Raw genomic sequence first — 13,987 nt, 5'->3', positions numbered from 1 at the left:
CGATAAAGCATTTCTGGATACACCCTTTCCGACCCTCGCCCTGGTGTACCACCGTCCGTGAAGTGCCTTCGCCGCCCTCAGCGGACTTCGGTAACGATCCCGCCCGGTGCAACAAGCAGGCGCCGCACTTGGCAGGACTCGAAGAGTTTTTGCTGCCAACGCCGATCGTGTGTCACCGTGATGACGGTTCCGGCATAGTCGGCAAGGGCTTCTTCCACGCTTTCCACGAGTTCTGGAGACAGATGGTTCGTCGGTTCATCGAGCAATAGCAGCTCAGCCCCGCTAGACAGGGCGACCGCCAATTCCAACCGGCGCTGTTGACCCACCGAAAGGCTTTGCGGATGGCGTGAGAAATCCTGCGGCTCGAAAAGCCCCAAGTGCGCCAGCTTTACCCATGCTTGCGGTACATACTCGTCAATTGCCAAGGCAAAAGCTTCAACGACGCTTTGCCCGGGCAGAGCGCATAACTCCTGCCGCAACCATTGCACGCTCAAATGCGATGCGCGCGCCACGAGTCCATGGTCTATTGGAAGTTCACCGGCTAGCACTCGCAATAGTGCTGATTTACCCGCCGCGTTGGGCCCTGAGACCAGCCACCGCTCCCCCGTCCTGATGATGAACTTTTCTGCGTTTACCGCCGGCGCCTTACTGCGTGACGCACCATCAACTAGGATCAGCTCTTCGCGGGTCCCACCGTTTTGCTCGGCTGCCTCGGGCAAGGCGAAGTGCAGCTCCTTGGCCGGTTCCACGGCAGGTGCTGCAGTTAGCTCGTTGATACGCGACTTGGCCTGGCGTGTTTTGCTCGTCGAACCATGAGTACGGCTGCGCTGTCGAAAGGAACCGTGCCCAAATCCTGCCTTTTCGCGCTTTCGCGGTACAGCTGACACCCGAGACGCATTTTTGAGCACCAGCTTGCGAGCCCGTTCAAGTTCCTGGCTCCACTGCTCATGTTCGGCAATCAGCCGCTCGCGTTCTCGTTTTTTCTCACTTAAATATCCTAGGTAGCCATCACCGTAGTGCTGTAGCTTTCCCTGATGCACCTGCACGATTTCGTGGGCGAACCTGCGTAAAAACACCCGGTCATGGCTGACGACCACCAGCGCACCGCGATGGGCATGCAAGCTCTGCTCCAGCCATTCCAAGGCGGTATCATCCAAATCATTGGTCGGTTCGTCCAGGAGCAACAGCTGCGCCTCTGCGCACAGCACCGCGGCCAAGGTCAACCGAGACCGTTGGCCGCCAGAAAGGGTCGCCACTGGAGCGTTGCGATCAACTTCGCCGAGGCCAAGCTGTTCCAATGCACGGTTTAGCCGCTGATCCAGCGAGTAGCCTTGGCGTGCTTCATAGAGCTCTGTCACTTGCGACAGCTGAACTAGAAGTCGTGCGGCCTCGTCCTCAGGTGAACGTTCCAAACGTCGGCCAATGGCGGCGAGGAGACGTTCAAGGTCGCGGAAGGTGCGGTGATAGCCGTCGATGGCCTGCTGGACGGTGGCACCGGATACGAACTGTGGATGTTGGCTAGCCATGGCGATACCGCCGGGCACGTGAACGCGTCTTCGCCCGGATGTCGGCGCCAATGTACCGGAAAGCAGCCGCAGCAACGTTGATTTGCCGGCCCCGTTGTCGCCAAGTATGGCAAGTCTTTGGTGTGCGGCCACATGCAGCTCAATCTCCTGCAGCACATCGCGATCGCCGAAGCTGTGGCTGACCTGTTCGAGCGAACATTGGAAGCTTTCGAAGCCGTCGATGGGACGCGGCGGATTTTCTGGATGTTCGGGTTCGCGGGACATGGGGATATCCTCCCTCGCGGACCGAAGCCAAAGGGGGCTATCGGCTACACGGATAGTCGTCGGCTAAGAGCCAAAATGGACCGGGCTCACGAAATAATCCCGGGAATGTCCCGGTATTCGTGCGAAGGATACACCGCGGAGTGTGACTCAACGCGGTGTTCCGGTCTATAAAAACAACGTTCCCATGCATTCCACAGTACGCGTGGACTTCACGGCTGCCAAGGCCGCTACCGATTAAACATCGGTAGCGACCTTGGCCGACACGTCAGAGATCGATCTGTCCCGAGATGGCTACGTGCGTTGCGCCGCCGACCCAAAGCTGGCCGTCGGAGACCGAAATTTCAAGGTGACCGCGTCGATTCATCGCAGTTCCCTGGCGCACCGCGTACGGCGCCTGGGCACGATCGGTATCCAGCATCCACGCTGCGACGGCCGCGTTGAAACTTCCCGTCACCGGATCTTCGCGCATATCGAAACCGTCTTCGGTGAAGAAGGTGCGCACCTCAAAGTCTTCCCCTGTCGGGCTCTCACCCGGCGCTAGGGCACCGATGACTCCGATGTTCCAATCACCTGGGTGGCCAGCGGCGTTGGGGTTCAGGCCCAGAACCGTTGCCGCATCGGAAAGCTGCAGGCCTACCCACCCCGGGCCGTTGTCCACCCATTGGGCAGCGAGCACGCTTTCGGCGGCGACACCCAAGATCTCGATGACCTGTGCCAGATAGCCTGGCTCGACCTCCCCGGTGCGAGTGGCGGGAGGAGAAACGAAACTGAGCAGGTCATCCTCGATGCGAATCGGCACGAGACCCGCCTCGCATTCGGCAATAATCATTCCCGCCTGGCGCGGTACTCCTCCCTGATCCAACCATGCCCGGGCGGTACCCAAGGTGGGGTGGCCGGCAAAGGGAAGCTCCGTGCTCAGGCTAAAAATTCGGAACCGGTAGTCGGCCTGCCGCGAGGATGGCGGGTAGACAAAGGTGCACTCCGACAAATTCGACCACACCGAATAATCGCGCAGGTCATCGTCGCTCAGTCCCACCGCGTCCAGCACGACGCCTACCGGGTTGCCCTTATAGTGTTGTACGCCAAAGACATCGACCTGTCGGAAACTACGCAGCATGAGTTGGGACCTTTCACCCGAGTATAAAAAATACTAGCGAAAGCCGCGCTCACTTGCGTTTCGACATGCCAAAACCCCGGCGAAAACGTATTTTCGCCGGGGTTTTTCAGCTGGTCGGGCTAACAGGATTTGAACCTGCGACCTCCTGACCCCCAGTCAGGCGCGCTACCAAGCTGCGCCATAGCCCGATGCTCTCGCAGCCGTTATCCCCGCGCCTTTCGGCTCGGGGTGCCGTCTACGAAAAGCTCCTCAATCACCCTACCTCATGTGCGGGGTAATTTTCGAACCGTTACCGGGTGCGGCTGCGACGCTCTCGGATACGCATCGAAACTTCGAGCGGAGTGCCTTCGAAACCGAAGGTCTCGCGCAGGCGACGGGCGATGAAGCGGCGGTATCCCGGATCCAGGAATCCGGAGGTGAACAGCACGAACTTCGGCGGACGGGCCGAGGCCTGGGTGCCGAAGAGGATCCGCGGCTGCTTGCCACCGCGCACCGGGTGCGGGTGCGCCGCAACCAGCTCGCCGAGGAACGCGTTGAGCTTGCCGGTCGGAACACGCTTATCCCAGGATTCCAGCGCGGTATGCAACGCCGGAACCATCTTGTCCTTGTGCCAGCCGGTCAGCGCGGACATGTTCATGCGCGGCGCCCACTCGATGTGGGCCAGGTCGCGCTCGATCTCCTGCTCCAGGTAGTAGCGGCGATCCTCGTCCACCTCATCCCACTTGTTGAACACAAGCACCAGCGCGCGGCCGGCGTCGACGGCCAACTGGATGATGCGCACGTCCTGCTCGGAAACGGTTTCGTTCGCGGCCAATAGCACCACCGCAACTTCCGCCTTTTCCAGGGCAGTCTGGGTGCGCAGCGAGGCGTAGTAGTCCGAGCCTTGCGCCATATGCTGGCGGCGGCGGATACCTGCGGTATCCACGAAGCGCCAGACTTCGCCGCCGAGTTCGATGAGCTCATCAACCGGGTCGCGGGTGGTGCCGGCGTAATCGTCGACGACGACACGCTCGGAGCCTGCGAGCTTGTTCAGCAGCGAGCTCTTGCCCACGTTGGGGCGGCCGATCAGCGCGATACGGCGCGGACCGCCCGAAGGGATCACTCCACCGTGGGCGGAGTGCTTGGGCAGCTTCTCCATGACCGCGTCCAGCAGGTCCGCGGTGCCGCGGCCGTGCAGAGCGGAGACCGGCCATGGCTGGCCGAAGCCGAGGCCCCACAGCGTGGCGGCTTCGGCTTCCTGGTTGAAATCGTCGACCTTGTTGGCGACCAGGAAGACCGGCTTGCGCTTCTTGCGCAGCATCTTCACCACTGCCTCGTCGGTCGCGGTGGCACCCACATGGGAGTCGACAACGAAGAGGATCGCGTCGGCCACATCGGCGGCGATTTCGGCCTGGTCGGCAACGGAGGCGTGGATGCCCTTGGCATCGTGCTCCCAACCACCGGTGTCAACCACGCTGAACGGGCGGCCCAGCCACTCGGCCGAGTAGGAAACACGGTCACGGGTGACCCCCGGTACGTCTTCCACGACCGCTTCGCGGCGGCCGAGGATGCGGTTGACCAAGGTCGACTTGCCTACGTTGGGGCGTCCGATGATGGCCAGGACCGGTGGGATGACAACGTCTGAATCGTCTTCGGAGTCATCGTCCAGGCCCGAAAGCAGGGCGGAGTCCTCCGCGTCCAGGTCATAGTCTTCGAGGCCGGAGAGCAGGGCGCGGGTACGGATTTCCGCGTCTTCCTCGCTCAGTTCGGCTAGGCGCTCGGCGATATCGTCGTCTACGACCGGGGTGTACTCCCCGTCGTGGGAGGTGTTGTGCTCGCTCATGATTTTCCCTTCAAGGCGATAGGTCCGACCCGTTGTTTCGGGCGGGACGTGAATCTTCATCGGCTCTCGCCGAGGATGGGCGCCGATTATGGCTTAGTTGGTACTACTTTTTCGCAGCCGTGGCGATTGCGTCAAGCACGGCTGCGACGGTCTGCTCAAAATCCAGGTCCGAAGAGTCCACGGTGATGACTCCGTCGGCGGCCTGGGTGAAGTTCACTACCGTCGAATCTTTTTTGTCCCGTTCCAGCACCTGGGCTTGGAGCTGGTTCGCGTCTTGGGTTCCGCCGAGCTGGATTCCGCGGCGGCGCAGGCGCGCTTCCTCGGAAGCGGTCAGCAGGATGCGGGCTTCCGCGTCCGGGGCGACGACGGTGGTGATATCGCGTCCCTCGGCGACGATGCGCGTGTTGGCGGCGATGATTTCGCGCTGCCGGCGCACCAGCTCGGCGCGGGCCTCCAGATTGGTGGCCACCGCCGAAACCTGCTCCGAGATGCGCGGTTCACGAATCGCGTCGGTCACCACGGTATCCCCGATGACCACCTGCTCGCGGTCCGGATCCACCGAAATCTCCAGCGTCGCCGCGCGCACCGCCTGGGCGATCGCGTCCGCGTCGCTCAGATCGGTTCCCGCTTCGAGCACCGAATAGGTGATCGCCCGGTACATTGCACCGGTATCGAGATAGGCCGCGCCCAGTGCGCGGGCCACGGCCTTGGAGACCGAGGACTTGCCCGAACCGCTGGGTCCGTCGATGGCAACGACAAGGTTCGTCGGGTTAGCTGCGTGCGTCACTGGGCTACTTTCCATCCGTTGTTCGTCAATACGTTTATCAGTTCATCGCGCCGGCCAGGGAGCACCGACACGTCCACCAGGCCAACCTGGTGTCCGGCGGAGTGCTCCATGCGCAGGTCCTCCAGGTTGATCCCCGCTGCCCCGATGTCTGCCATCAGCGCGGCGATCTGCCCCGGCTTGTCATCCACCACGACGGTGACAAGCGCGAAGGCCTGCGGCGGCGCACCGTGCTTGCCCGGAATCCGCGCCTGCCCGGCGTTGCCCTCGCTCATCAGCTGCGACAGATCCAGCAGCGCCCCAGGGCCCTGCGGGTTGTGCAGCGTGTTGATCAGCCGGTCCAGGTCTTCCTTCATCCCCGAGAGGATCGGGATCAGCGCGGTGGCGTTATGCGCGAAAATCTGGATCCACAACTTCTCATCGCTGGCCGCGATGCGGGTCATGTCGCGCAGTCCGTTGCCTGCCAGGCCCAGCTGGTGGGCCTCGGCGTTGAGCAGCCGCGAGGCGATCATCGAGCTGGCTGCCTGCGGGAAGTGGCTGGTCAGCGCGACCGACTCGTCGTGGGTCCGGACATCCATGCGATGCAGGGTCGCCCCCAGATCGATGGCCAGCGCCTCGGCGGTCTTCACGCTGGCCGCGGTTGCCTGCGCATGCGCGCAGATGACCCACGGCATCGAGGTGAACAGCGCCCCGCGCGCGGCGGCCGGACCGGATTTCTCCCGTCCTGCCATCGGGTGGGTTCCCACATAGCGGGCGAGTTCGGCCTCACCCAGCCGCTGGTCGGCGCATACGGCGTCGAGGATCGAGCCCTTCACGCTGGCGATGTCCACCACCGTCGCGTTCGGGTAGGCCAGCAATGCATCGGCCACCAGCGCGGCGGTGACATCCGGCGGAGCGCCGATGACCACCAGCTCCGGGGCGATGCGCGTCTGCGCATCCAGCGGCTGGCCGGCGCCGATGTCCTGGGCCACGCCCGCCGCGGTCGGCGAGATGTCCTGCAGGTAGACCGCCACGCCCTTGGCGCGCAGTCCTAGGCCCACCGATGTGCCCAGCAGTCCGGTGCCGATCACCAGCACCGGGCCGGCAAGGTGAGAGGTGGGCATGGGCTACATCCCCACCATGGCCATCAGGTGTCCGATTTCCTGGTTGCCCAGTGGCCGGATGGTTCCCTGCTTCTGGTCGCCCAGCTGGACCGGTCCGATGCCCACGCGCACCAGGCGCTCTACCGGGTGGCCCACCGCGTCGAACATGCGGCGCACGATGCGGTTGCGGCCCGAGTGCAGGGTCACCTCCACCATCACGGACTTCGGTGTGGTGTCAATCACTTTAAGATCATCAACCTTGATCCAGCCATCTTCCAAGCGGATGCCTTCGCGCAGGGCATTGCTCGCGGCGCGCGAAATCGGGCCGGGAATCTGCACCAGGTAGGTCTTCGGGACCTCGTACTTCGGGTGCTGCAGGCGGTTTGCCAGTTCCCCGTCGTTGGTCAGAATCAGCAGGCCTTCGGTCTTGTAGTCCAAGCGCCCGACGTGGAAGAGGCGCAGCGACTCGTGCTCGTGGCGGAAGTAGTCCGCGATGGTGCGACGGCCTTCTGGGTCATCCATGGTGCACATCACGTGCTTGGGCTTGTTGAACACGAAGTACTTGTTCGACTGGTTCAGCTGCAGACGCATGCCATCGACGTGGATCGAGTCCTTTTTCGGGTCCACGCGGGCACCGAGTTCGACGACCAGCGAGCCGTTGACCTCGACCCGGCCCTCGGTGATCATCTGTTCGCAGACGCGGCGCGAAGCGACCCCGGCGTTGGCCATGGCCTTCTGCAGACGGATCCCATCCTGGTTTTCGACGCGGTTGGCCTGGTTTTCGACCCGTGCCTGGGCGCGAGCGCGCTGGGTAGGACGAGCGTAGCTGGACTGCACTGAGTTGCCGAAGCGCTCCTTGCCGAAGGCGCGCTCGGAGTTCTTCCCAAAGGCCGCCGAGCTCGACTTATCGCGGCTTTCGCCCGGCTTGCCGGACCTGGTCCCCGGCTTGGAGCCGTAAGGCTTTGCACCGGACGCGTTCTTCGCACCATAGGACTTGTTGCCCTCGGAGCGGTTGCCGTACGACTTCTCGCCGGAGGAACGACCGCCTTCAGAGCGACCACCCTCGGAACGATTGCCATAGGACTTGTTGCCCTCGGAGCGGTTGCCGTACGACTTCTCGCCGTAGGAACGACCGCCCTCCGAGCGACCACCCTCGGAACGATTGCCATAGGACTTGTTGTCATCGGAGCGGTTGCCGTACGACTTCTCGCCGTAGGACTTGTTGCCGGCGGACTTGCCGCCGAAGCTCTTGGGGCCACGCGGATTGCGCGGTGCCGAGGAACCCTTGTTCATGGTTCGTACTTCCCTTGTCTGTTACGTATCGCGGGCGCACCGCTCAGCCAAGCGGGACGCATCTGGTGTCCGGTCGGCATCCGTTATATTCGCGGATGCCTAATCGTCGTAGGTTGCCGAATCGAGCGATTCAAGGTCGGCTACTCCGGGAAGATACGGGGAGAGCGCCGGAAGTTCCTCCAGCGTGCCCAGTCCCAGTCGTTCCAAGAAGTACTCGGTAGTTTGGTACAGCGTCGCTCCGCCGTCGCCCATTTCCGGGTACTCCGTGATCAATCCCCGAGTCAGCAGTGTGCGCACCACCGAATCGACGTTAACACCTCGAATCGCCGAAATACGTCCACGCGAGACCGGCTGTCGGTAAGCGATGACAGCCAGGGTTTCTAGGGCGGCCTGCGAAAGGCGTGCTGTTTGCCCGTCGAGCACATAACTGGAGACGAAATCGGCGTAATCGGTCCGCGTATAAAAGCGCCAGCCAGAGGCGACACGGCGTAGTTCAAATCCACGCGGACGATCTTTACCATCATACTCGGTCGCCAGCTCTTCCAAGGTGGTGGCAATCCGGGCTACCGGCAACTCGAAGATTTCGGCCAAACGTGCCGTTGATACGGGCGAATCGGCGACCATCAGCACCGCTTCGAGCCCCGATTTGAGCCCTCCGGGGAGCTCGTCGATGGGTGCAATCTCACTCATGATCTGGCTCACCAGCACTCCCCTCGTAGCTATCCTGCACCGCTTGGACGTCGAAGTCCTGCTCGCCGGCCAACGAAATCTCCAGCCGGCCCAGCGGATCCTGTTGCGCGAATACGATGACCTTCTGCCTGAACATCTCCAACAATGCCAGAAAACGCACCACCACGACCAACTGTTCGCTGGTGTCTGCGATCAGCGCCGCAAAATCCAAGGTGCCGCGCTCGGTGAGCATCGCGGTGATCGCCTCCGCCTCGGCGCCGATGGTGACATTCGCCCCGTGCAGGTGCGAAAGCCCTACCTCGGTCACCGGCTCTGGCTTCGGGACCAGAGCCGCGGCGGCGAGCTGCGCGAATTTCTCCGGGCCGATGTTGAAGATCAGCTCCGGCAGCAGGGCGGCGAATTGCGGCTCCAGCGACACCTCGCGCGGCCGGCGCGCCGATTCCTCGTGGTAGCGCTGCCCGAGGAATTCTGCGGCGTGCTTAAACGCCTTGTACTGCAGCAGCCGGGCGAAGAGCAGGTCCCGTGCTTCGAGCAGCTCGAAGTCTTCCTCGTCGGCCATTTCGCCGCGCGGCAGCAGCCGGGCCGCCTTGAGATCGAGCAGCGTGGAGGCGACCACCAGGAATTCGGTGGTCTCATCGAGCAGCTTCAGCCCGTCCCCGGCGCCCTGCAGTTCCTTGAGATAGGCGATGAATTCGTCGGTGACCTCGGCCAGCGCCACCTCGGTGATGTCCATTTCGCGCTGCGTGATCAGGTGCAGCAGCACGTCGAAGGGGCCGTTGAAATTTTCCAGTGCAAGCCGAAAACCGCCAGCCGTCTCATCCGTGGTGGATGGGTCGGTGGCGGTTTTTTCGGTGGCCTGCGCGCTCATTAAGGGGCGCCACCACGGTAGATCAGTTCCTTCGCGAGATTCCGGTACGCCACGGCGCCCGGGTGATTGCCCGCATAGGTGGTAATCGGTTCGGCGGCGACATTGGCATCGGCGAATTTGATGGTGCGCTTGATGACCGTCTCGAAGAGCTTGTCCCCGAAGGCTTCCTCCAGGCGGGACATGACCTCGCGGCTGTGCAGGGTGCGGGCGTCGTACATGGTGGCCACCACGCCGTCGACCTCGAGCACCTGATTCAGCCGGTCCTTGACCTTGTCGATGGTTTCCATCAGCAGTGCTACCGCGCGCAGCGCGAAGAATTCTGCGGTCAACGGGATGATCACTCCGTGCGCCGCGGTCAACGCGTTGACGGTCAGCAGCCCCAGGGAGGGCTGGCAGTCGATGAGCACCACGTCGTAGTCGTCGATCACGTTGCGCAGCGCACGTTCCAACGCCTGCTCGCGAGCGACCTCGTTGACCAGCTGCACCTCGGCGGCGGAGAGATCGATATTGGCCGGCAGCAGATCGATATTCTCCACCTCGGTGCTGCGGATCGCATCGGTGATATCGGTTTTGCGGTCCATCAGCACGTTGTAGACGGTCATGTCCAGCTCGTGGGGGTTCATCCCGAAGCCCGCGGAGAGCGCGCCCTGCGGATCGAAGTCCACCAGCAGCACCTTGCGACCGTATTCGGCGAGCGCGGCGGCCAAGTTGATGGTGGAGGTGGTTTTACCCACGCCACCCTTCTGGTTGACCATCGCGATCACCCGCGCCGGGCCGTGCGATGGAAGTTCTTGCGGGGTCGGGAATTCGGTTAGCGGTTTACCGGTGGGACCGAGCGGGCGGGGCTCCTTGAGCATTCCCGTGCCGCGCTGTTTGCTTCCCTGCTGTTCGCTCACGATGGGTGAACCACACTTCCCGTTCGGATCGGACGATGTACTTGGTTAAAGGTTAACGGTTCGGTTCAAAAATTCTCGGGTTTGCGGTTCTCATACGGCGAGCCTTTACCTTGAACCTTAACTCAAATGTTGTAAGGGAGCTGGAAGCCTCTCGGAGTATCAGCTGAAGACGACGACGCGGGCATTTCGCCACCCATGCACCGGCCGGCAGGGCGATGAGCTCAGTGTTCAAGCCGGTGGTCTTCGCAATCAAGGCTCGACGATGGCTGCATCGTGATTCTTTCACGAAATAATTGCCCGTCAACCCATCGGCTCCCCGAACTCCGCATCAGAACATCCGCCGTCTGGCGTTGTTATCGATAAACTGCTTCGGGAAACTTCATCTATGGATGTTGCGCACCCATCGCCACCTGGCCATATGAATCATCTGGAGGAATCATGAGCACACCACAGCAGCTAACCGTGAAACAGCTTGAACGCGCATTGTCCTCGGTCGCGGAACTCATCAAAGGGACTGATGCCGGAGAGCTCTCCGCGCCCACCCCGTGTACCGATTGGACGGTGCGCGAGTTGATCGCGCACCTGGTCGGCATGAACCTCGTCTTTACCGCCCTCATGACCGAGCAGTCACCGCCGCAGCGCACGACCGACGTCCTGGGCGATGATCCGCTCGCCGCTTATCTCGATTCATCCACCCGGCTACTCGCCGCCTTCGATCGCCCCGGAGCCCTTGAACGCAGTTATCAGAGCCCCATGGGTTCGGCCACCGGACAGGAGCGGTTGCAGATACGCATGTACGATCTGCTCGCGCACGGCTGGGACCTTGCCCAAGCCACCGGCCAGCAACTCGAGCCGCTAGAGGACTTGGCCGAACAAGCTTTGCAGTTCGTTCGGCGCCAGCTCGCAGATCAGCCCCGAACCGGGCGCTTCGATCCGGTGCAGGCCATCGCAGATGATGCGCCGGCGATCGAAAGGCTCGTAGCATTCCTTGGCCGTCGCGTCGAAGAAAATCCAACCCCGTAGTTTGAAAACCGCCCGGCTCAAAAGGCTTGCAGCAGTTCAGCTCCCGTGTTCGACTGGAACACCACGGTGCAGAACCCAGCAACGAAGGACAGAGCCATGATCAAAGGAATACTTGCCAATTGCACGGTCACCGATCTTGCACGTGCCGAAGAGTGGTACACCGTCTTATTCGGTCGCGAACCGGATCACCGGCCCATGCCTGGCTTGCTGGAATGGCACCTTGGCGTAGGTTACGGGGTGCAGGTTTGGTCCGAACCTGACCATGCTGGCAACTCGACCATCGTGCTCGATGAGTCCGACCTCGATGCGGAAGCCGCTCGCCTGCTTGAGACCGGACTCGCGCATCAGGGTCCGCAATTGGGCGGGGGCGCGCATATCCTGCAGTTGGAGGATCCCGACGGAAATCGCGTAGTTCTCGCCGGGGCCCTGGTCATTCCGCTGCCCTGAATGCCGCGGCAGAACGGCCAATTGGCCCAGGCTCGCTGCCCAACTCAGCACAGGTCGGGAGAATCGCGAGAACATCAGCGCACAGTGGAACGATGTTTTATTTCAAGGTTCAACTACTTCAAAGTAATGTCTGCGCTTGTAACACTGAAGGAATGAGAAAATCACTCGCACCCATCGCACTTGCGCTGACCGTAATGCTCGTCGGATGCTCCAGTGCCCCTGCAGCTACCGATAAATCCGCCGAGACAACCGAGGCGCAAGTCATACAAGAAGCGAAACCGGCTGACCTGACCGGGGAATGGAAACAGGTTAACTCCCAAAGTGATGACGCCTTCCAAAGCGCCACCGTTAGCGATGACATGATCAGCATCGATTGGGTGACCAATAACGGCGATACCAAGTCCGTGTATTGGGTCGGCACCTTCGAAGCTCCTGCAAAAGCCGCGGAGTCGTACGTCTGGACTTCGAAACGGGATGAAGCAGCTACCGATAGCGCATTGTTGGCTTCGACTTCGGACACTAAAGAATTCACTTTCAGCGACGAACAGATCAGTTACGAAGCGGGCATGATGGGCACCACTACTACGGTTCGCCTTGCCAAGGACTAATTCAGGGCACTGAGCCCAAGCTCGGTTCGCGATGGGTGCCGGCTGATCATAGATAGACGTCAGCGGCCCAACGCTGGCGGTTGCCTTGGGCGGTCTGTGCCGATGCGCCAGCTCCAATGCCCGGTAGTTCGACGTGGTTTCATGCCAGAAACTAAAAATTCCGCGGTTCCATTTAGAGGAACCGCGGAATTTTTGGGTTATGCGTCTATCGAGACTAGTGGGCGTCTGGATTCATTGAGAGCTCATCGAACGGACGGTCGCCGGCAAGCACGGCGCGGGCCTGCCCCATGTCCAGTTCCTTGGTCCACTTGCCGATCAGCAAGGTGGCCACCGCGTTACCGGTGAAGTTCGTCAGCGCGCGAGCCTCGGACATGAACTTGTCGATACCCACGATCACGCCCATGCCACCAAGCAGTTCCGGACGGTGCGCCTGCAGTCCGGCGGCCAATGTGGCCAGACCCGCACCGGTCACGCCGGCTGCGCCCTTGGAAGCGATAATCATGAACAGCAACAGGCCGACCTGCTGGCCGAGGTTCATCGGCATATCCATGGCGGTGGAGACGAACAGCGCGGACATGGTCAGGTAGATCGCGGTGCCATCGAGGTTGAAGGAGTAGCCGGTTGGCACGGTGATGCCCACTACCGGCTTCGAGACACCGACGTGCTCCATCTTGGCGATCAAGCGCGGCAGCGCCGACTCGGAGGACGAGGTGGAGAAGATCAGCAGGTATTCGCGGGCCAGGTACTTCAGCAGCGAGAAGATGTTCAGGCCGGTGACCAGGCGCAGAATAGTTCCAAGGATTACCACGATGAACACCGCACAGGTCAGGTAGAACGCGCCCATCAGGATGGCCATCGAGCCGATGGCGGCCCAGCCGGTGGCGCCGACCACGGCGGCGATCGCGCCGAAGGCGCCCAGTGGAGCAACCCACATGATCATCATCATGATGCGGAAGACGACCTGCTGAATGCTCTTGATGGCGTTCAGCACCGGCTCGCCCGACTTTCCCATGGACTGCAGCGCGAAGCCGACGATGAGCGCCAGGACCAGGGTCGGCAGCACCGGCAGATCACCGGGGATCAGTTCCAGCAGGAAGGCGACGGTCGGGTTTTCGGCGTCGCCGCCACCGGCCTCGTAGGGCTTGAGCTCCAGGCCTTCGCCGGGGTGGATCAGGTTGCCCACCAGCAGGCCCAGGGCCAGCGCGAAGGTCGACATGGTCATGAAGTACAGCAGCGCCAGGCCGCCGACCTTGCCCACGGTGGCTGCTTTGGCGATCGAGCCGATGCCTAGGACAATGGTGCAGAAGATGACCGGTGCGATGATCATCTTGATCAGCGCAACGAAGCCCGTTCCCAGTGGCTTCAGTGCCTTGCCGAGGTCCGGTGCGATCAGCCCGATGGCTGCGCCGAGCACCACGGCGGCGATCACCATGATGTAGAGCCAGTGGGTGCGGTCCTTTTTCTTGACCGGTGCCTGCGACGCAGGGTCCTGCGGAACTTGTTCTGTGACAGCCATGGAGATTCCAGCCTTAATATGCCGAGGGGCCAGCTCAACGTCATCATCGGG

The 13,987-nt window shown here is 62.0% G+C and carries 13 protein-coding genes and 1 tRNA gene; 3 read left to right on the top strand and 11 right to left on the bottom strand.

Annotation, left to right across the window (positions count from 1 at the left end):
* Positions 1-77: 77 nt before the first annotated feature.
* The 10 genes from CQ019_RS15710 to CQ019_RS15665 form a co-directional block, all read right to left on the bottom strand.
* Complete coding sequence (locus CQ019_RS15710) at positions 78-1,790, bottom strand: ABC-F family ATP-binding cassette domain-containing protein (protein WP_105570096.1); 1,713 nt, start codon at positions 1,788-1,790, stop codon at positions 78-80.
* A 265-nt stretch (positions 1,791-2,055) separates the two neighbouring features.
* Complete coding sequence (locus tag CQ019_RS15705; protein WP_105570095.1) at positions 2,056-2,907, bottom strand: PhzF family phenazine biosynthesis protein; 852 nt, start codon at positions 2,905-2,907, stop codon at positions 2,056-2,058.
* A 111-nt stretch (positions 2,908-3,018) separates the two neighbouring features.
* Positions 3,019-3,095 (bottom strand) — tRNA-Pro (locus tag CQ019_RS15700).
* A 101-nt stretch (positions 3,096-3,196) separates the two neighbouring features.
* Positions 3,197-4,729: a ribosome biogenesis GTPase Der gene (gene der, locus CQ019_RS15695; RefSeq protein WP_105554326.1), complete on the bottom strand. Its 1,533-nt coding sequence runs from the start codon at positions 4,727-4,729 to the stop codon at positions 3,197-3,199.
* Between the two features lie 103 nt (positions 4,730-4,832).
* A complete protein-coding gene (gene cmk / locus CQ019_RS15690; protein WP_105554327.1) occupies positions 4,833-5,531 on the bottom strand; it encodes a (d)CMP kinase in 699 nt (232 codons plus the stop codon).
* Complete coding sequence (locus CQ019_RS15685; RefSeq protein WP_105554328.1) at positions 5,513-6,616, bottom strand: prephenate dehydrogenase; 1,104 nt, start codon at positions 6,614-6,616, stop codon at positions 5,513-5,515. The genes cmk and CQ019_RS15685 overlap by 19 nt, the downstream gene beginning before the upstream one ends.
* Before the next feature lie 3 nt (positions 6,617-6,619).
* The gene (locus tag CQ019_RS15680) at positions 6,620-7,888 is read right to left on the bottom strand and encodes a pseudouridine synthase (protein ID WP_105554329.1); all 1,269 of its coding nucleotides are present in this window, start codon (positions 7,886-7,888) and stop codon (positions 6,620-6,622) included.
* 99 nt (positions 7,889-7,987) lie between these two features.
* Positions 7,988-8,578, bottom strand: a complete 591-nt coding sequence (scpB, locus tag CQ019_RS15675) for an SMC-Scp complex subunit ScpB (protein ID WP_105570132.1) — start codon at positions 8,576-8,578, stop codon at positions 7,988-7,990.
* Positions 8,571-9,446, bottom strand: coding sequence for a ScpA family protein (locus CQ019_RS15670; RefSeq protein ID WP_105570094.1), 876 nt, complete (start codon positions 9,444-9,446; stop codon positions 8,571-8,573). The genes scpB and CQ019_RS15670 overlap by 8 nt, the downstream gene beginning before the upstream one ends.
* Positions 9,446-10,303, bottom strand: coding sequence for a ParA family protein (locus CQ019_RS15665; RefSeq protein ID WP_176484102.1), 858 nt, complete (start codon positions 10,301-10,303; stop codon positions 9,446-9,448). The genes CQ019_RS15670 and CQ019_RS15665 overlap by 1 nt, the downstream gene beginning before the upstream one ends.
* 477 nt (positions 10,304-10,780) lie before the next feature.
* Here CQ019_RS15665 and CQ019_RS15660 point away from each other — a divergent pair, with 477 nt between their 5' ends.
* The 3 genes from CQ019_RS15660 to CQ019_RS15650 all read left to right on the top strand — a co-directional run bounded on the left by CQ019_RS15660 (position 10,781) and on the right by CQ019_RS15650 (position 12,420).
* Positions 10,781-11,365, top strand: coding sequence for a TIGR03086 family metal-binding protein (locus CQ019_RS15660; RefSeq protein ID WP_105570093.1), 585 nt, complete (start codon positions 10,781-10,783; stop codon positions 11,363-11,365).
* A gap of 96 nt (positions 11,366-11,461) precedes the next feature.
* The gene (locus CQ019_RS15655; protein ID WP_105570092.1) at positions 11,462-11,812 is read left to right on the top strand and encodes a VOC family protein; all 351 of its coding nucleotides are present in this window, start codon (positions 11,462-11,464) and stop codon (positions 11,810-11,812) included.
* Positions 11,813-11,964: 152 nt separating this feature from the next.
* Positions 11,965-12,420 (top strand): hypothetical protein, encoded by a 456-nt coding sequence (locus tag CQ019_RS15650; protein ID WP_105554333.1) that lies wholly within the window; start codon positions 11,965-11,967, stop codon positions 12,418-12,420.
* Positions 12,421-12,634: 214 nt separating this feature from the next.
* On the opposite strand, the gene CQ019_RS15645 is transcribed toward CQ019_RS15650, so the two are convergent.
* Entirely contained in the window at positions 12,635-13,936 is a 1,302-nt protein-coding gene (locus tag CQ019_RS15645) for a cation:dicarboxylate symporter family transporter (RefSeq protein ID WP_105570091.1), read from the bottom strand.
* Positions 13,937-13,987: the final 51 nt, after the last annotated feature.

The organism is Arthrobacter sp. MYb229, assembly GCF_002975405.1.
Classification (GTDB): Bacteria; Actinomycetota; Actinomycetes; order Actinomycetales; family Micrococcaceae; genus Glutamicibacter.
The sequence above is the reverse complement of the archived record's forward strand: the minus strand, read 5'-3'. Positions and strand labels throughout refer to the sequence as shown.